The 17,875-nt window shown below is 69.0% G+C and carries 13 protein-coding genes; 6 read left to right on the forward strand and 7 right to left on the reverse strand.

Going from position 1 to position 17,875, the window contains the following annotated elements:
- Position 1: 1 nt before the first annotated feature.
- Complete coding sequence (locus tag ABZ893_RS35120; RefSeq protein WP_361412234.1) at positions 2 to 1,072, reverse strand: C45 family peptidase; 1,071 nt, start codon at positions 1,070 to 1,072, stop codon at positions 2 to 4.
- Between the two features lie 250 nt (positions 1,073 to 1,322).
- On the opposite strand from ABZ893_RS35120, the gene ABZ893_RS35125 reads away from it, so the two are divergent.
- Positions 1,323 to 2,351, forward strand: coding sequence for a LacI family DNA-binding transcriptional regulator (locus tag ABZ893_RS35125; protein ID WP_361412236.1), 1,029 nt, complete (start codon positions 1,323 to 1,325; stop codon positions 2,349 to 2,351).
- Positions 2,352 to 2,780: 429 nt separating this feature from the next.
- Here ABZ893_RS35125 and ABZ893_RS35130 read toward each other — a convergent pair whose 3' ends face one another.
- Genes ABZ893_RS35130 through ABZ893_RS35140 form a run of 3 tightly spaced genes read right to left on the reverse strand, consistent with a single transcriptional unit; the run spans position 2,781 to position 6,616 of the window.
- Entirely contained in the window at positions 2,781 to 4,271 is a 1,491-nt protein-coding gene (locus tag ABZ893_RS35130; RefSeq protein ID WP_361412238.1) for an aminobutyraldehyde dehydrogenase, read from the reverse strand.
- 40 nt (positions 4,272 to 4,311) lie between these two features.
- On the reverse strand, positions 4,312 to 5,202 hold the full coding sequence (gene dapA / locus ABZ893_RS35135) for a 4-hydroxy-tetrahydrodipicolinate synthase (RefSeq protein WP_361412240.1): 891 nt from the start codon (positions 5,200 to 5,202) through the stop codon (positions 4,312 to 4,314).
- Between the two features lie 37 nt (positions 5,203 to 5,239).
- A complete protein-coding gene (locus ABZ893_RS35140) occupies positions 5,240 to 6,616 on the reverse strand; it encodes an NAD(P)/FAD-dependent oxidoreductase (protein ID WP_361412242.1) in 1,377 nt (458 codons plus the stop codon).
- Positions 6,617 to 6,861: 245 nt separating this feature from the next.
- Between ABZ893_RS35140 and ABZ893_RS35145 the strand changes: the two genes are divergently transcribed.
- Positions 6,862 to 7,548 (forward strand): GntR family transcriptional regulator, encoded by a 687-nt coding sequence (locus ABZ893_RS35145; protein WP_361412244.1) that lies wholly within the window; start codon positions 6,862 to 6,864, stop codon positions 7,546 to 7,548.
- Positions 7,549 to 7,583: 35 nt separating this feature from the next.
- Here ABZ893_RS35145 and ABZ893_RS35150 read toward each other — a convergent pair whose 3' ends face one another.
- Complete coding sequence (locus ABZ893_RS35150) at positions 7,584 to 9,035, reverse strand: alanine/glycine:cation symporter family protein (protein ID WP_361412246.1); 1,452 nt, start codon at positions 9,033 to 9,035, stop codon at positions 7,584 to 7,586.
- Between the two features lie 249 nt (positions 9,036 to 9,284).
- Here ABZ893_RS35150 and ABZ893_RS35155 point away from each other — a divergent pair, with 249 nt between their 5' ends.
- The 4 genes from ABZ893_RS35155 to ABZ893_RS35170 all read left to right on the forward strand — a co-directional run bounded on the left by ABZ893_RS35155 (position 9,285) and on the right by ABZ893_RS35170 (position 14,013).
- Positions 9,285 to 9,674 carry a hypothetical protein gene (locus tag ABZ893_RS35155; RefSeq protein ID WP_361412248.1) on the forward strand — a complete coding sequence of 130 codons (390 nt, stop codon included), beginning with the start codon at positions 9,285 to 9,287 and terminating at the stop codon, positions 9,672 to 9,674.
- Positions 9,675 to 9,794: 120 nt separating this feature from the next.
- The gene (locus ABZ893_RS35160) at positions 9,795 to 10,556 is read left to right on the forward strand and encodes a hypothetical protein (RefSeq protein ID WP_361412250.1); all 762 of its coding nucleotides are present in this window, start codon (positions 9,795 to 9,797) and stop codon (positions 10,554 to 10,556) included.
- Between the two features lie 959 nt (positions 10,557 to 11,515).
- Positions 11,516 to 13,300 carry a stealth conserved region 3 domain-containing protein gene (locus ABZ893_RS35165; RefSeq protein WP_361412252.1) on the forward strand — a complete coding sequence of 595 codons (1,785 nt, stop codon included), beginning with the start codon at positions 11,516 to 11,518 and terminating at the stop codon, positions 13,298 to 13,300.
- 74 nt (positions 13,301 to 13,374) lie between these two features.
- Complete coding sequence (locus tag ABZ893_RS35170) at positions 13,375 to 14,013, forward strand: TetR/AcrR family transcriptional regulator (protein ID WP_361412254.1); 639 nt, start codon at positions 13,375 to 13,377, stop codon at positions 14,011 to 14,013.
- A 73-nt stretch (positions 14,014 to 14,086) separates the two neighbouring features.
- Here ABZ893_RS35170 and ABZ893_RS35175 read toward each other — a convergent pair whose 3' ends face one another.
- Both ABZ893_RS35175 and ABZ893_RS35180 read right to left on the reverse strand, forming a co-directional pair.
- Positions 14,087 to 16,150 carry a discoidin domain-containing protein gene (locus tag ABZ893_RS35175; protein WP_361412256.1) on the reverse strand — a complete coding sequence of 688 codons (2,064 nt, stop codon included), beginning with the start codon at positions 16,148 to 16,150 and terminating at the stop codon, positions 14,087 to 14,089.
- Between the two features lie 188 nt (positions 16,151 to 16,338).
- On the reverse strand, positions 16,339 to 17,319 hold the full coding sequence (locus ABZ893_RS35180; protein ID WP_361412258.1) for an AraC family transcriptional regulator: 981 nt from the start codon (positions 17,317 to 17,319) through the stop codon (positions 16,339 to 16,341).
- Positions 17,320 to 17,875: the final 556 nt, after the last annotated feature.

Here is a 17,875-nt window from a genome sequence, read left to right on the forward strand (position 1 = left end):
CTCAGAACTGGTCGAGACCCTCGCGGGCCGCGGTGTCGGGGTTGCCCGCCCGGTGCTGGAGGGCGAAGCCGGGGAGGTCGAGGGAGGCCGTGAGCAACGTGCTCCACTGCTCGTGGCCCGGCCGGGACGCGTCGGCTCGGACGCACACGACCGCGTCGGCACCCTCGCCGCCGCAGAAGGCGGCCGCGCGCTCCGGAGCGGAGCGGCCGGTCATGGCGCCGAGCACCCCGCGTGCGTGGAGGTAGCGCTCGGCCGACACCGATTCCGGGCTGCTGGTGTCGCCGTCGGCGAGGCCGGGGTCGAGAAAGTGGTTCGTGTGGACGACCCAGCCGTCGGCGTCGGGTTCCACCACAGCGATTCCGGACGGCGACATCTCGATGGACGCCGCCGCGGCCCGGCCGTCCCGGTAGGTCGCGACGGTCAGGACGGTGGACGCGCTGAGGGTCGCGGAGGCGGCAATGTCGCGGGCCTCCCCCACCGTCGTCGCCTCCTCCAGGACGCGACGCGCCACGGCGTGGACGGGTACGCCACCGGTGGCCTGGTCGGAACGGTGGTGAAGGATGTTGAAGTGCAGGCCGAGACCGGCGTCGTTCACCCCGATCTTCGCGGCCGTGCCGAATTCGGTGAAGAGCTTCACCCTGCGCCCTATTCCGGTCACGAGGGACAGCAGGAGACCGTCCGGGGTGAGCGCGTCGTGCCAGTCCCAGGTCTGGATCGTCTCGGGCGGGCCGCCGGCGGGCGGTGCGTACACGGCGGTCGTGCACTCGCCCTTCCCGGGTGCGGCGGCGAGCACCTCGGTCCGTGCGCCGACAGCCGCCACCTGCCAGGGCTCGAGCCCCGATGCCTCGGCGATCGCGTCGGACTCCACGGCCGGCCCCGGGTACCAGGCGCGCAAGGCGTCATGGCTGTGGGCGACGATGTCGCGGACGGTCGCCTCCGGGATGCCCAGAACCGCGAAATGCGCCAGGTAGCGGGCGCTGATGTCACGCACCTGATCCGCGTATCGCGTGCCGATCTCGCGGCCCCGCTCATGGGGGTCGGTGGTGGTCGTACGAAGTGTGTGCAGCTTCATCGTGTTGCTCTTCGACCTTTGCTTGTGAGGCCAGTCACAGTGAGAAGTGGGCGACACGTTAAGTGGGTAAAACGTTTAATACAACGGTCTTGTTCATCTCGTTTTCCGCTCCCTGTGACGCCCCGGACCGCGCCGTCCGACAGCCGGCCCGGCAGCCGGTCCGGCACCGGGCCGGGCAGTATGAGGCGGCGGTCCGGCATCGGGGCCGGGCAGCATGAGGCGCCGGAAAGTACGGACCGAGGAGGTCGCCATGGCCCGACCGAAGGGCGTCACCATTCGCGACGTCGCGCAGCGCGCGGGTGTCTCTGTCGCGGCGGTCTCGATGGCGCTCAACGACACCGGGACGCTCAGCGCGGCCACCCGGCTGCGCATCCGGGCCGTCGCCGAGGAGCTGGACTACGAGGCGGACGCCTTCGCGCGCGGACTGCGGCGTTCATCGGTCGGAGTGATCGGGCTCGTCATGCGCTCACTGGACGCGCTGGGCGAGTACACGCCGCGGGGTGTCGACGTGTTCACCCGCTACATCGGCGCGGTCTCGGCGCAGGCGATGGACCGCGGGCTCAGCGTGATGCTCGTACCGGACCTGACGAAGCGTCCGACACCACCCATGGCACTGTCGCTCGACGGCTACATCGTGACGATGCCTCATATGGACGACCCGGTGGTCGCCCTCCTCGAACGGCGCGGCATCCCGTACGTGACGCTGGGGCGCGACCCGAGCCGCCCGGACTTCACCGACTGGGCGACCGAGAACGACATCGCGAGCTTCCGGCGCATCTACGACCACTTCGCCGCCGGCGGCGCCCGGTCGATCGCCCTGTTGCGCGGAACTGATCGCAACGCGTGGAACATCGACAGCGAGGCGACGTACCGCGAATGGTGCGAGAGCGCCGGGTTCACACCGCGCGTCTACATGTCGGCCGAGCGCGAGGGCGAGGAGGGCGGCGAGCGCATGGCGCACGCGATCGTGGATGACGCGATCCCCGACGCGATCCTGTGCCACACGGGCCGTCAGGCGGCCGGCGTACTGGCGGGCCTCACGGCACGCGGCATCGCGGTACCGGACCGCACGATGCTCGCCGCGGCCTCCGACTCCGAACACACCCGGCACAGCAGGCCGGCCATCTCGGCGGTCGAACTCCACGCGGAGGAAACGACGTTGGCGCTGCTCGACCTGCTCCAGGCCCGCATCGCGGGCGAGCCGAGCCAGGGGCCGGTCCTGACGACGGATCGGTTCCGGGTACGGGCGTCTTCGCGGAGGACGCAGTCGAACGCGTGACGCTCACCGAGTGGCCCTCGTGGTCAACCCAGGTGCTCCTGAACTGAGTTGCGCCCCCATTGCGACTTGGAACAGATCCCATCCGGCTCTGGAGGCTGCCGTCGATGCCCGGAAGCACTCGCTCCAGCGCCCGAGCGCACGGAGGTCAGCCTCCGGGCAGGAGCGGGTGGCCTTGGTCCCCGAGTAGTCCTTTCCCGCCGCTTCTTCAAATCTTGGCAGCAGGTCGGCTCGGCACGTCAGCCTCGCGCAGACACGGCCACTCACCGGACCTGCTGGGCGCTGGCACGGGCCCGCTTCTGTTCCCGTCCGTGTCCTGCCGAACCGCGCCCTGACGTACCCATGGGCTCGCACCGGTGGGAGCAGAATCGCGTACTGATCCGCCCGGAACCGTTCAGCGTACGCGGAACGATTGCCCGTTCAGACCGAACCTCAGCGTTCGTAGTTGTGCATCACATGCTTCGTCCGGGAGTAGTCGTCGAGGGCGTACAGCGACAGGTCACGGCCGTAGCCGGAGCCCTTGAAGCCGCCCCAGGGGACCTCGTTGGCCAGGACGAGGTGGGAGTTGACCCAGACCGTGCCGAAGTCGAGGCGGGCGGCGACCGTGTGGGTGCGGCGTGCGTTCTCCGTCCAGACGGAGGCCGCGAGGCCGAAGGAGACGTCGTTGGCGCGGCGGATCGCCTCGTCCTCGTCGGTGAAGGTCTCGACGGTGACGACCGGGCCGAAGACCTCTTCGCGCGCGATGTCCGCTCCTTCGGGTACGTCGACGAGGACCGTGGGGGCGACGAAGTAGCCCGGGCCTTCGAGCGCGGTCCCGCCGGTCGCGGCGCGGATGCCCTTCTGCTCCGCCCGGTGGAGGTGGTCGAGGACGCGTTCGTAGTGGGCCTTGGAGACCAGTGAGCCCATCTCGACCTCCTCACCGGCGCGCGGGTCACCGACCGTGATCTCCTCGACCTCACGGACGATTTCGGCCACGAAGCGGTCGGCGACGGAGGCGTGCACCAGGACCCGGCAGGCGGCCCCGCACTCCTGGCCGGAGTTCCAGAAGCCGGCGTTCCGCAGTGCGGCCGCGGCGGCCTTCAGGTCGGCGTCCTCGAAGACGACGACCGGGGCCTTGCCGCCGAGTTCGAGGTGGACCCGCTTGAGGGATTCGGCAGCCGCACGGGCGACCGCGCGCCCGCTGCCCACCGATCCGGTCAGCGCGATCATCGCCACGTCCGCGTGTTCCGCGAGGCGGGCGCCGACCACCGGGCCGCGGCCGGTGACCACGTTCAGGACGCCCGGCGGCAGCAGGTCGGAGACGAGCTCAGCGAACTTCAGTGTGGTCAGCGGTGTCTGCTCGGAGGGCTTGAGCACCACGGTGTTGCCCGCGGCGAGAATGGGCGCCAGCTTCCAAACGGCCATCAGCAGCGGGTAGTTCCACGGCGTGACGACTCCGACGACGCCGAGCGGCTCGCGAAGGATCACGGACAGGTGGTGTTCGGCGTACTCGCCGGCCGCCATGGAGGTGGTCGCGCGCAGGGCGCCGGCCATGAACCGGAACGTGTCGATACTGCTCTCCACGTCGTCCCGGGCCACCGTCAGCGGCTTTCCGGCGTTCGCCGCTTCGAGCCTGACCAGGGCGTCCGCATTGGCGGCCAGCCGGTCGGCGATCCTCAGCAGCACCGCGGCCCGTTCGCGCGGCACCACCCTGCCCCACCGCTCCCGCGCGGCGTCGGCCGCGGCGACCGCACGGTCCACGTCGTCCGCGGTGCCTTCCGGAACACGGGCGATGACGGCCTCCGTACACGGGTCGACGACCTCGGTGTACTGCTCGGCGGGGGCCTCAAGGAAACGGCCGTCGATGAAGTGGCGGAACGGCGGCAGATCGCCTTCGCGGAGGAGCGGCGTCGTGCCTTCGCTGCGCAGAACGTGCTGGGTCATGGGAGAAGGTTCCTTACGTCGTGTCGCGGGGCCGTGCCCGTCACTTGTGGAGGTCGAGCGCCTTGAGCTCGGCGGCGATCCGGGCACGGGTCCCGCCGTCCACGGCACGCAGCGGCTCGCGCGGCTCGCCCACCGGCAGGCCGAGCTCCTGAAGGGCGGCCCGCACGGCCTGGATGAACGGCGCGGTCATCAAGGTGTCCATCAGCGGGTAGATCCGGTCCCACACCTCGCGGGCGCCCTTGAGGTCGCCGGAGGCCAACGCCCGGTGCACGGCGACGAGTTCGGCGGGCATGATGTTGGCGCTGCCCGCCATCACACCGGCCGCGCCCTCGGCGACGGCGGCAAGGAGCAGCGAGTCCCAGCCGACGAACGTCGAGATGACGTCGCGGTGGTGGTGGATGAGCTGCCCGGCCTGCGCCATGTCGGCGCTGGTGTCCTTGATGTAGCGGATGTTCTCGCACGAGCGGGCCAGTCGGCCGACCGTGTCCGGGTCGAGGTTGACGCCCGTGGCGCCCGGCAGGTTGTAGAGCATGACGGGCACGGACACGGAGTCGGCGACGGTACGCAGGTAGGTGAGCGTCTCGTCCATGGTCAGCGCCTCGTAGTACGGGGCCACGACCATCAGTACGTCCGCGCCGGCGGACTCGGCGTGCTTCGACAGTGCCACGGCCTCGCGGGTGGCGACGGCGCCGGTCTGGGCGACCACGGGGACGCGGCCGGCCGCCTGGTCGACGACGGTCTCGACGAGGTGCCGCCGCTCGTCGCCGGTCATGGCCGCGAACTCGCCGGTGGAGCCGCAGGCTACGACGCCGTCCACGCCGCCGTCGATGCTGCGGTCGACGAGGAGGCGCAGCACCTTGTCGTCGATGGAACCGTCGGCCGCGAAGGGGGTGGCGAGGGCGGTGAGGATGCCGCTGAGCTTCTCGGTCATGGCGTAACTCCTGTACGTAGAAGGGGTGTTGATGTGTTCAGACGACGGAGAGGGAGCGGTGCGCTGTCTGTCGGTCGGTGGCCAGGATGCTGCGGGCCTCGTGCGCCGCGGTCAGGCCGGAGGAGATCGCGGTCTCGGTGTAGAGGGTGCCGAGGTAGTCACCGGCCAGGAACACACGTCCACTGCGGCGCATGAGCGCGGGCTGCAGCTTGGCGCGGCCGGGGAAGCAGTACGGCGCTCCGGTCGGGAAGCGCTGGACCTCGGCCTCGACGACGTGGTCGGGGAAGCCGGGCAGAACCTGGTCGAGGTCCTCGAGATAGGTGCGGCGGATGGTGTCGTCGTCCTGTTCGAGGAGGCGGCGCGCGAGGGTGCCGGGCGAGAAGGTCATGAGGCTGGAGCCGGGTGCCCGCTCCTGCTCGTGGCCGCGGACGATGTTGGACATGTTGAGGACGACGTTCATGGAGCGCTTCGGGGTGGCGATGCCGTAGGCGTCGTCCCACTGCTGCCGCCCGGTCTCGTCCGACAGGAACGCGGCGCTGACGTACGGCCCGTAGACGACCTTGCCGAGGGCTTCGCGCACGTCCGGGTCGAGGTCGACGGCGACGCGGTGGGAGACCGTCGCCGGGGTGGCGAGGACCACGGTGCGTGCCTCCACCTCCCGCTCGACGTCGTTCTCGCGGTAGCGGACCACCACGGAGTCCTTCTTGTGCACGATCTCGTCCACGTGTGCGCCGAGGTGCAGATCGTCGCCGAGCGAGGCGGCGATCGACTCGGTCAGGGTCGAGGGGCCGCCGAGGATCACCTGCGTCAGTCCGCCGCCGATGTTCCACACAAGGCTGAAGTAGCCGACGCCGGCCCCGGCCGAGAGCTGGTCGATGTCGGCGGCCGAGCGCGTGACCGTGGGCTCGAACAGAGCCTGGGTGTCCGGGTGGACGTCGCCGATGAAGTCCTTGAACGACCGGTCGTTCATGAACTCGTAGATGCGCTGCTGGCGTTCGGCCGCGTTCTCGCCGCGGCGCTGCCCCACTATGCGGGCGTAACGCGCCACCCGCAGCGCGACCTTGGCGCCCGTGGTCATCATGCCGACGCGGGCCTGCCACGCCATGGGGATGCGGAACGGGTACGTCTCCACCCGGCCCTTGATGATGGTTCTGCCGTTCATCGACAGGCCGGACAGGGAGCCCGGCACCGGGGCCCATTCGACGCCCGTGTTGTTCATCAGCCAGCTCGTGGCGGAGTTGCCGCCCGCGTAGACGTGACCGCCCCAGTTGAGGAAGTACTGACCGCGACGCTCGGAGCGGATCCTGCCGCCGACACGGTCCCCTGCCTCCAGCAGCATCGTGTCGAAGTGCCGCAGCCGCCACGCGGCGGACAGGCCGGCGATACCGCCGCCGACGATGACCACGTCCTTCATGACTGGTTCCTGTTCTCGATGGGGCCGGTCGCCTCGGTGAACCGCGCGAGCTCGACGGGCCCGTGAAAGGGAAGCCGCACACGAACGCCGGATGCCGGGCGCCAAGACGCATTACGCGCCGGAGGTGTGTGGGGCTGACAGCCAGACTAGGATGTGATCACAGATCACACAATAGGTCGCGGGGTACCGGCCGAGAGTCCGGACAACCCCCGCCACCCCCACACCCGGCTGTTTAGGATGCGCACGTGGATACGTCGAAACGCTTGGAACCGGCCCTGTCGATGGCCGACCGTGTGTACGCGGTACTGCACGAGTCGATCATGAGCGGAGAGTTCCCGGTCGGTTACCGCCTGCGTATCCGCGACCTCGCCGCCCTGGTCGGCACGAGCGAGATGCCGGTCCGCGAGGCGATTCGGCGCCTGGAAGAGGCAGGGTTCGCCGAGCGCGTCCCGCACCGGGGGTCCGTCGTGAAGGGCCTGGATCTCGGCGAGTTGATCCACGCCTACGACGTACGCCTCCTGGTCGAGGTCGAGGCCACGCGGCTCGGCGCCGCACGCATCACCACGGAAGACATCGCCCGTATGCGCGACGGCCTGGAACAGATGCGGCGGGCCGTCACCGACGGCGACGTGATGGCCTACCTCGACCGTGACGAGGACCTGCTCGCCGTCCTGTACGAAGCCTCCGGCAACCCGGTCCTCGTGAACACCGTGCGCACGCTGTGGGGCCAGTGCCGCGCCTACAAGACCGTCGGCGCGCGCGCCGCCCTCGACAAGCCCGGCGACGACGCGCTCTGGCGGCACCAGGAGCGCCTGGTGACGGCGGTGGAGGCGGGGGACGCCGAGGCGGCGGCAGCCGTGACGCGCGAATCGCTCGCCAGCGCCACGGACCGCATCAAGGCGCAGCTGAAGGAACGTCAGCTGCAGAAGTAGCCGGGGCGAGCACCCGTGCGCGCTCGCCCCGGACTTCAGACTCGGCCGGGCTCCTTGAGTGCGGCCGGCTGTGCGAGCCAGTAGTCGGCCCCTTCGATGCCGAGCCGGTCCGGTGCGAAGACCGGGTCGAGCCCGTCGCGCCGCTGCCGGTCGTAGTCCCTGATGACCTTGCGGACCACGGGAGTCAGCAGCAGGACACAGCCCATGTTGAGCCAGCCGAGGATGCCGTAGCCGATGTCGCCGGCCGCCCACATGGTGTCGGCCGAGACGGCGGTCCCGGTGAAGGCGATGCCCAGCGTGCCGACCTTGACCAGCGCCTCCCACACCTTGCTGCGCCGCTCGCCGAGCAGGAACACGAGGTTCGTCTGGGCCACGTAGAAGAAGAACACCATCGAGATGAAGGCGAACATCGTCACGGCCACCGCGACGAACCCCGAACCCCAGCCCGGCAGGCTGGAGTCGATGGCCTCCTGCATGTAGTTGGGGCCCGCGACCGCACCCGGCACGTTCTGGACGAGGAAGCCGCCGGCCGGGTCGGTGACGTTGTACGCGCCCGTGACCACGAGGAGCAGGCCGCTCGCCGTGCAGATCAGCAGGATGTCGATGTAGATGCTGAAGGCCTGGATGATGCCCTGCTTGCCGGGGTGCGAGACGGTGGCGGCGGCAGCGGCGAAGGTGCCCTCGCCCAGACCGGTGGCGGAGGCGAACACGGCCCGGCGTACGCCCCAGGCCACCGCGTAGCCGACGATGCCGCCGAACAGCTGGTCCTTGCCCATGGCGCTGGAGACGATGAGCAGCAGCGCGTGCGGCACCTTCGTCGCGTTCAGGGCGATGATCACGAGTGCGCTCAGGATGTAGAGCAGGGCGACGAAGGGGACGACGGCCTCGACGACCTTCACGATCCGGCGCGTACCGCCCACGATGACGAGGCCGAGGACCGCGGCGACCACGACACCGGTCACGGGACCGTTCACCCCGAAGGCCAGCTTGGCGCTGGAGGCGATGTTGTTGGCCTGGATGCCGGGGAAGACGAAGCCGTAGCCGATCAGCGTCGCGACCGCGACGACGGTGGCGAGCCAGGGGGCCTTGAGCCCGTACTTGATGTAGTACGGCATTCCGCCACGGTCCTCGTCCTGTACCCGGCGCTTGTAGACCTGCGCGAGGACGGACTCGGCGTACGCGCAGGTGGAGCCGAGCAGTGCGGTGATCACCATCCAGAGCAGGGCGCCGGGGCCGCCGGCGGCGACGGCGGTCGCGACGCCGGCGATGGACCCGACGCCGATCCGGCTGGACAGGGACAGCGCGAGGGTCTGGAGCGAGGTCAGTCCTCCCTCCCCCGCCTCGCCCGTGCGCAGGTGCCGCAGCATGTCGGGGAAGCGACGGAATTGGACGCCCTTGGTGAGCAGCGTGAACAGCACGCCGATCCCGAGGGCGACGTAGGCCAGCGGATTCCAGATCCAGCCGCTGATCGCGGACAGCATTTCCATGGCGGTGTCTCCAGTGGCTCGGTGACACCCGTCCCTGGAAGACGGGCGGAACTCTACGCGGTGACACGTCCCACGGGAACCCTTGTGTGATCTGTGATCACATATTACTGTTCTGGCCACCCCGGGGTCATCGAGCCGTGCCGGCCCGCCACCCACCTGACACCCGTCCCTGCCGACCGCGCACGGCCGGCCACCCCTTGGGGTCTTTGGAATTGCCGAACGCCCTGGTTGGGGCCGGAAGCTTCCCCCATGCTCTCTTCAGTCCCCCTCGCATACCTGTGGCTCATGGCAGCCATCGCCACCGCCATCAGCACCTTCGCCGTGATCAAGGCTTGGCCGCAGGCGCCGGCCCGGCTCCGGATACTCTTCCCCCTGCTCACGTCCGCCGGCGGTGGCGGCATGGCCCTGGAGTTCCACTTGCGCGGCTACTCGCCGGCCGGCGGGCTCACCATGTATGCGTTCGGCCTCATCGGGTGCACTGTGGGAGCCACCCCTCTCGTCAGAGCCATCAACCGGCAGTTCGCCGAAACGAACGGAGTAGCTCCCAAGGGCGGATTCAAAACACCTCGCCGGCAGGCCGCCTTCCTTGCCGTCTGTCTGACCGTCTCCCTCTTCGCGGCGTCCATAGTGACCGACTAGGGCGTGTCCGGCGGACGTTGCATCAGTGGAGCATCGGCGTCGCCCGCTCGCCCGACGAGTTGGAGACCCCGGGCAGGACATCCCACTGCGGCATCGGGTGAGGCCGAGAAAGGGCACAGCGTGAACCAGGACCCCGCTCAGGACGAGGCCGACGTGACGATGGCTGTCGCGATCCATGGAGTGCTGCGCGAGCACCCGTGGATCGGGCAGGTCAGCGCGGACCACGATCTGGACGAGGACCTGTTCAGCCTGGCGGTGAAGCGGGCAGCGGCCTACGGCTTCAGCTCAACCCGCTTCAGCGCCGGCGCCGAGCTCGGCGGACAACGGTGGGCGCACGCCGACGCCGGCGGTGACTGGTCGCAAGACGGGCGAGAGCGGCAACTCGCCTGGCTGACCGTGTATCCCGCGACCGGGCTGCGCCATCAGCAGTTGCCCGTCCTGCCGATGACCCGTGTCCTGGTCGACGCCCTGCGCCGGGTGGGCACCTTGGAATTCACGGGCCTGTCCGTCAGCGCACCTCTACGGCTCGCCGCAGACGCCCGGTTCGATCTCGTCGGCGACGCCGCCTGGTACGCGCTGGCCGCACCCGACGCCCGTACCCGCGTACTAGTCACCGTGAACGGTGTGGCAGCCACGGCGCAGCACCTGTGCGAGCAGGCCCACGAACGCGGACACGGCCTCCTCAAGCTGGACCACGCCCCGAACGGCCTCGGCAGCCGGAATCCCGAGAGCGGCGCGCCGACGCGGCCCACTTTCGTCTGCGACGTCCCGGAGTGGACACCGGATGCCGCGGCCTGGCTTGCCGCAGTCTTCGTCGACTCCCTACGCGCCACCGGCGTACGGGGGACGGCCGAGATCGAGGTCACGCGCTTCAGCCACTGAAGGCGGCGGGTTGCCCCGAAGGCCGTGACCCGCCGGATACACCCATCACCACGCCCGCGGCGACGGCAAATCCGGCCACGCCCATGCGTCCACGCATGAGTCCCCCACTCCTTTGCACGTCGTTTCGCTCCCAGCACCCTCGGCGTCACGCCAGTGAATTCAGCAACTCGCCAAAAGAGCCGGGAAATCAAGTGGGGGCAAAGATAAGAATCAAGACGACCGCCATGTCAAGCGCACGGCCAATTTATGACAAACGATCCGCACCAATCACCACAAGAAAATGGATTACCCCCTTCCACTAAAATTACGGGCAAGTCAGGCATATTCGCACCTTCGCACTTGACGCGCCATCATTTCCGGCTCCATAGTCCGTTCACGTCAAAGTCGCAGGTGGTTCAGGCCCCACGCACACCGAGCACCCAAAAGGGCTGCTGGGCGGGTGCAAACCGGCAAACACGGCACACACACCTGCGCTGAATGTGGAGAGCGAGAGAACATTCCGTGAGATGCCCGTGAGTGCGCTTCACCGTATGCGCGGCCTTGATCATGTGGCTGATCACCCTCGACACGGGGATCAGTTCGGCAGCCGGCCGCAGGATTCAGGCCGGGCCGCCTGGTCCCGCTATTTCGCGGACCGCGGATACGCCGCCTCCTCCGTCGATTATCGGCTGAAATTCGACGCTACCCGGCCCGCTCCGCGCACGGACGCCATCTCCACGATCGACTGGGACCAGGGCAAACACCGCCGAGTTCGACATCGCCCCGGAGCGCCTCATCGTCCTCGGCTCATCCGCATGTGGCCAGATCACGACATGCAGTGGATCGCCGACCACGTCTGAACGGCCCCTGTGAACAGCCCCTGATCTCCACGGGTAACCACAACAGTCCCCCCCTCCTCTCCCCCAGTAATCCGCGCCCCCCACGCGTCAACTCCCCTGTGCCAGAAAGGCCGTTTCGGCATGACGTCCCGCCTCTCGTCCCTCGGTGAACGCCTCCTGCCCGCCCGCGTCCGGCGGGAGCGTGCCGCCGAACGTCTGGCCGCTCGGCAGACGGCCGAAGAGGACGCGGCCCGCGCGGCGCGTGCAGAAAAGCTCGCCGCCAGGCGCACCGCGCTGCTCGCCCAGGACCCCGACCTGCGCGAGATATCCGGCCCCGAGCGGACCTACTTTGGGCGTCGCGTCCGTACCCTCGCGGACGCCGATGCGCGCGGCCGCAACCTCACCCTGGTGACCGACGCCCTGGAGCACGCGGGCATCGACCACTTCCTCGTGCCCGGTCGCTCGCCCCTGCGTCATGTCGTCGGTGTCCGTTTCGCCGACCGCAAAGCGTTCCTCACGGCGCTGCGCGCGCTCTACGCCACCACCGCCCTGTACGCGCTCAAGCCGAGCAGCGACCGCTGGCCCTCCGACGCCGCGCTGTACGCGGACGGCGCCCTGCCCACCGCGCTCAAGCGCCAGGAGGTCATCCGCTTCGGCGAGATCCTGCTCGGCCCCGACGACCAGGTGCTCGCCGATCTCACCCAGGGATGCGACGTCGAGTTCTGGCGTGACGGCGCGGACCTTCTCGCCGACGCTGCCGAGACCGAGGCCTCCGACGCCAGGACCGCCGAACGCCTCGCCGCCCTACGCGTTCAGGCCCCCGAGGACGTCCTGGCCCACGCCCTCATCGCGCCCCGCCCCAACACGGTCTCCGACGTGCTGCCCGCCGACGCCCTCGTGCCCGCGACACTCTCCGTGTCCGGCCGCACCCACCCCACCTGGGACGCCTTCCGGCAGCCGAGGATCGACGCGGTCGACTTCCCCGTAGACGCCGTCTACACCTGGGTCGACGGTGACGACCCCGTACTCACCGCCGCCCGCGACAGCCACCGTCCCCCGACCGGCGAGGCTCCGCGTATCCACGCCCGCGAGACCGGCCCGTCCCGCTACACCAGCCGCGACGAACTCCGGTACTCCCTACGCTCGTTGCAGATGTACGCCCCGTTCATCCGCAACATCTACATCGTGACCGACGGTCAGACTCCCGCCTGGCTGAACACCTCGGCACCCGGCATCCAGGTCGTCGACCACAAGGACATCTTCACCGACCTCAGCGCACTCCCGGTCTTCAACTCCCACGCCATCGAAACCCAGTTGCACCACATCGACGGCCTGTCCGAGCGCTACCTCTACTTCAACGACGACCTCTTCCTGGGCCGCCCGATCACCGCCGGCCACTTCTTCCACGGCAACGGCATCGCCAAGCTCCCCTTCTCCCCCGCCCAACTCGGCCTCGGCGCACCCCATCCAGACGACCCGGCCCCCAACTCCGCCGGGAAGAACGTCCGCGCCCTCCTTCAGAACACCCACCACCGCTTCACCACAAGCAAGTTCATGCACACCCCGCAGCCGCAGATCCAGGCCGTGCTGCGGGACCTGGAGCGCCTCTTCCCCGAGGACCTGGACCGCACCAGCCGCTCCAAGTTCCGGTCCGTCACCGACATCGCGACCACCGCGTCACTGCACCACCATCACGCCTACCTCACCGGCCGAGCCGTCCCCGGCAAGTACCGGCTCCGCTATGTCGACGTGGCCCTTCCCGACGCCCAGGAGAAGATGGCGGGCCTGACCGACGAGCGCGCCTTCGACTTCTTCTGCCTGAACGACGTCAACACACCGGCGGACCGGCAGGACCGCATCGCCGAGGAAGTCCACACCTTCCTCGAGGCCTACTTCCCCTTCCCCAGCCGTTGGGAGATCGGCTGACCTGCGGGACGGCGGCGGCCGCCAATAACATGAGCAGTGCTCACGTTCGTCGTCCCGAATGGGATGATGCAAGCGTGAATCAAGACCGCACCGCAGGGACGCCTCGCCGGCTGCCGGTCCAGAAGCGCAGCGTCGAGCGCTTCGAACGGCTGCTTGACGCCTGCGCCGAACTCCTGGACGAGGCCGGCTATGCCGCGCTGACCACCAAGGAGGTGGCGCGCCGAGCCGAGGTGCCCATCGGCACCCTCTACCAGTTCTTCTCCGACAAGGAGGGGCTGATCGGCGCGCTCGCCGCCCGCAACCTGGAGTCGTTTCTCCAGCGGGTCACGGCCCGCCTCGAGCGCGAAGCACCCGATGGCATCTCGGGCATCGTGGAGGTGACCGTCGACGAGTTCGTCGCCATGCGCCGGACGATCACCGGGTTCGGCGTGGTCGACTTCGGTGCGGTGGGCCAGGACCAGATCCTGGAGCCGCCCCTGGACAACAACACGGCCGTCGCCGGACGCCTGCGCGCGCTGACCGCCTCCCTGACCGGCGTCCCGGACGACGCCGAGCTGGACATCGCCGTGCTGGTGGCCCTGGAGTGCGCGGACGGCGTGCTGAAGCTGGCCTTCCGCACGGATCCGCAAGGCGATCCCCAGCTCATCGCCGAGTGCAAACGCGTCCTCAACAGTTATCTGAACGACCGGATCCGGCCGCTCGCGAGACCTTGAAGTCAGCGCGAGCGGCCGGACGGCCTGTGCGAGCGGCCAGGCGGCCAGTGAGATCGGCCGGACGGCCGATGCCTCAGCGGCCGTAGACACCGACCTCGCGGAGTGAGTAGCCCCACTTGGTGCCGCGTTCAAGGCCCTTGATCCGTACGTAGCGTGCCTCGGTCCGGGCGAACCGTGCCGTGTCCAGGCCGCCGTCACCCGTGGTCGTGGACCACACCGTCTTCCAGTTCTCGCGGTCCGTCGACAACTCGACGCGGTACGACTTCCCGTACGCCTTCTCCCAGTCGAGAGTGACGCGCGAGACCGGCTGCGCGGATCCGAGGTCGATGCGCAGCCACTGGTCGTTGCTCCACTCGCTGGCCCAGCGGGTGCCGGTGTCGCCGTCCACCGCCTTGCCCGGCTTGAAGCTGACGGCCGGGTTCCACCACTCCGACGAGGACGCCCAGGCGCCCGCGCCCAGGGCGAGGTTCTTGGCGGGCTCGTACTTCTCGGTGTTCCCCCAGGTGCGGAGGTAGGACTCGGCTCCCGTGAAGAGGTCGTCGACGACGCTCTGGCCGCCGACGTTCCGGATGTCCTGGATCCAGTCCGGGACCATGCCGTAGTGCGCGCCGCCGTCGGTGTTGAAGTCCCAGGTGCGCTGACCGGTGACCTGCTTGTCGATCACCGAACCGCCGTCCACGCTGCGGAAGGGGTACTTCACCGGGTTCGGGGCGTCCTTGCCGCGCGGGGCCGGCCAGCCTCCGACACCGTTCATGTCGGTGCCGTAGCCGTAGCCGACCTTGTACTTCTCGCGCAGCTCCTTGGTGCGTGCGGCCTCGCCGACGAATCCCTGGGAGCCGCCCATGTACTGGGCGGCGAACCCGCCGAGCTTGTAGAGGCGCTCGGTCCAGCCCAGGTCCATCCAGCTGTGCGAGGAGATGACGCCCGGGTACCGCTCGGACTCGAGGATGTCGAGCGACTGGCCCACGGCCTTGACGCTCATGTGGTCGAGCTCCAGCATCATGTGACGCTTCATCATGCCGCGCACCGCGTACGCGCCCAGGTCGGTGAGCCCGCGCGTGTTGCACCGCGCACCCGAGGCGTACGTGGGGACTTCCTCGCCCTTCGGCAGTCGCTTCTCCGCCTCCGGCGCCGGTGCGTTGCCGATGGGGTTGTCGTGCTGCGGTCCGCGGCACGGCTCCGTCTTCCAGTACGTGCCGGTCGACAGGAACTGGCCCACGTTGATGGCCGTACCGAGCGCGCCCGAGTCGTAGCGCACCCCGCACAGGGCGTTGTCGAACTTGTGGCACAGGAACATGCTGCTGACGCCGAGCTTCTTGAGCTCGTCCAGGCCGCGGTCGATGTCTGCCTTGCTGCACTGTGCGATGTCGAAGATCTGCTTGCAGCCGAACGGCTCCGAGGTCTCGACGCCCATGACGACGGCCAGCTTGCCCTGCTCGATGACCTTCCGGGCCTGCGCGCTGTCCGTGACGATCCGGAACCAGCCCTTGCCCGGACCGCCGTACATCTTGTCGATGAAGGCCTGCATCTCGTACGTCTTCTTCGCCTCGAGACGGATGGCGGTCATCTCGTCACAGGTGCGGTCCTTGAAGAAGTAGATCGAGCAGATCACGCCGTTGGTGACCAGGTCGTTGACCAGCACGCGCTGTCCGCCGCGCCAGGCCCGCTCGATCCAGGCGTAGTAGTTCTGCTGGTGGGTCAGCGAGTCGTGGGCGGGCCAGTCCTTGAACGTCGGCCAGCCGACGGGGTCGTGCTTGCCGTTCCCCTTGGTGATCATGTCGAAGATGGCGAACGTGCCGTCGGGGTAGTGCTCGGGGCAGTCCTTGAGCGCGTCGGCGACGCCCTGCTCGGAGAACGGCTTGCCGCAGATCAGCCGGCCGCCGAAGCCCTCGTTGGACATGATGTGGTCGTGGGCGTCGACGAAGCCCCGGACGCGGCCCTTGGAGTCGGTGCCCTTGAAGGGCTCGCCCGTGACGCCGATCTGCGAGTCGGGCACGGGCCGCGCGGACGGGTCCCACCAGTGGGACTGCGCCGCGGAACTGGGCGTCGGGCCGAGCACCAGAGCGGTCAGAGCGAGAAGGAGCGACACGACCGTGAACGATCGGAGTCTGCGGCGCAAAGGTTGAACGATGGCCATCGCGTGAATCCTAAAAGTGAGCAGGGCTCATGTTCTGCCCTACGTTAGGGACGCGAGCCCCCGCCGCCAAGCCCTTGGGGGCATTCAGGTTGGGGAAGTTACTCGGCAGTTGCGCGGCAATTCACGCGGCCTTGGCCAGGGTTGATCGCATTTCGGCGCAACAAGCAACCAGCCCCGACCGATATCCCCTAGGACCGCAACGTCTCCGAAGGCGACTCCCCGAACTGCTGGCGGTACGCGAGCGAGAAGCGGCCCGGGTGCAGGAAGCCCCAGCGGCAGGCGACGTTGGTGACGGTCGTGGCGCCCGGGTCGGAGGACAGGAGTTCCTTGCGTACGCGGTCCAGGCGGACTTCGCGCAGGTACGCGAGCGGTGTCGTGTCGAGGTGCCGGCGGAAGCCTTCCTGGAGGGCCCGTACGCCGACGCCGACGCATTCCGCGATCTCGCCGACCGTGAGCGGCTCGGCGGCGTGGCCCTCGATGATCTCCATGGCGCGGCGGACCGCGGGCGGTGCGACGCGCGGCTGCTCGCCGAGGAGCGCCGGCGTGTAGTTGTTGGGCTGGGCCATCAACAGCTGGGTCATGAGCAGTGATTCGAGCTGCTGGGTCACGATGGGCCGGCTTGTCATGCCGTCAGGCCCCTCCGCCTCGCGGCGCATGAGGTCGACGATGTTCAGCCAGGAGCGGGAGCCCGGTGCGGTGAGGTCCATACCGAGCGAGAAGGAGATCGGGCGGCGGACGGTGCGCCCGAGCAGACTGCCCAAGTGCGATTCCAGGGATGATCGGTCGAACCACACGATCAGTTGCGGATTGCCCTCGCCCCACCGCATGTCCAGCTTTCCGGTCGGGGAAGGGACGGAGGCGAGTTCGGGGGAGGAAATGATCTCCTCGCGGCCGCACTTGATTTCCGCGTATCCGGCGAGCGGGATCTGGACGAGGAAAAAGCTCTCCAGGTCACCCGGCGTGATCCGGACCTCTGTTCCGTAATCGAGGTAATACAGACCCGTCCGGTCAAAGGGCACGCCGTGCAGCCGGGCGTCGAGCCTCGCCGAGCGCTGCGTGATGCGCAACTCGTGCGGACAGAAGGCTCGGGCGACCTCGGCCCGCGCCTCCCAGATGTCCGATGTGTGAAACCGCTGGTGATTTGCGAGGGGAGGCTGTTCAGCGGGCATGTGAACCTCCACCGCCGAGATGCGCGATCAGGACAGTAACCCGCGTGATTCGGATAGCAAAGATGATCTTTCCATACCAAGGTGGATCCCCGGCCGCCTCGAGAAGGAACCAGGGATTTAACGATGCAGGGAGTGCCGGGCCGGACCGCGCTCGTCACCGGAGCGGAGCCAGGCCCAGCGGGCAGTCCATGGTATGCGCGCTGCGTGAGCCGTGGGCACTGCGTGTGCTGCGTGTGCCGCGCGTGCTGCGTGTGCCGCGCGCGACCGGTGGGGAGACGGCCGCCGAGGGCGTACCCCCGCGCGGCTCGGCGCCCTTGCTTCCGCCGCACCGGCTCACCGAGTCGGTCGAACTCGCCGAATCGGCCGGGCCCGTCGAGTCGGCAGGGCTCACCGAATCGGCCAGGCCCAGGCCCCCTTTAGCCGGCCGGGCGCCCCGGGATCTCCCCCGGTCCCATGGGTGACCCCGGCGCGAACGGCAAGCAGGGTGGCAACGGCGACTACCACTTCAACAACGGCAACGCCCACTGATCGCGTTCGACAACGGCAACGCCCACTG

Source organism: Streptomyces sp. NPDC046821 (genome assembly GCF_040645335.1).
Taxonomy (GTDB): Bacteria; Actinomycetota; Actinomycetes; order Streptomycetales; family Streptomycetaceae; genus Streptomyces.

What these genes read in the sequence shown, in the direction of transcription:
- ABZ893_RS35120 (WP_361412234.1), bottom strand. Translation starts at nt 1,072, where the DNA reads ATGAAGCTGCACACACTTCGTACGACCACCACCGACCCCCATGAGCGG.
- ABZ893_RS35125 (WP_361412236.1), top strand. Translation starts at nt 1,323, where the DNA reads ATGGCCCGACCGAAGGGCGTCACCATTCGCGACGTCGCGCAGCGCGCG.
- ABZ893_RS35130 (WP_361412238.1), bottom strand. Translation starts at nt 4,271, where the DNA reads ATGACCCAGCACGTTCTGCGCAGCGAAGGCACGACGCCGCTCCTCCGC.
- dapA (WP_361412240.1), bottom strand. Translation starts at nt 5,202, where the DNA reads ATGACCGAGAAGCTCAGCGGCATCCTCACCGCCCTCGCCACCCCCTTC.
- ABZ893_RS35140 (WP_361412242.1), bottom strand. Translation starts at nt 6,616, where the DNA reads ATGAAGGACGTGGTCATCGTCGGCGGCGGTATCGCCGGCCTGTCCGCC.
- ABZ893_RS35150 (WP_361412246.1), bottom strand. Translation starts at nt 9,035, where the DNA reads ATGGAAATGCTGTCCGCGATCAGCGGCTGGATCTGGAATCCGCTGGCC.
- ABZ893_RS35155 (WP_361412248.1), top strand. Translation starts at nt 9,285, where the DNA reads ATGCTCTCTTCAGTCCCCCTCGCATACCTGTGGCTCATGGCAGCCATC.
- ABZ893_RS35165 (WP_361412252.1), top strand. Translation starts at nt 11,516, where the DNA reads ATGACGTCCCGCCTCTCGTCCCTCGGTGAACGCCTCCTGCCCGCCCGC.
- ABZ893_RS35175 (WP_361412256.1), bottom strand. Translation starts at nt 16,150, where the DNA reads ATGGCCATCGTTCAACCTTTGCGCCGCAGACTCCGATCGTTCACGGTC.
- ABZ893_RS35180 (WP_361412258.1), bottom strand. Translation starts at nt 17,319, where the DNA reads ATGCCCGCTGAACAGCCTCCCCTCGCAAATCACCAGCGGTTTCACACA.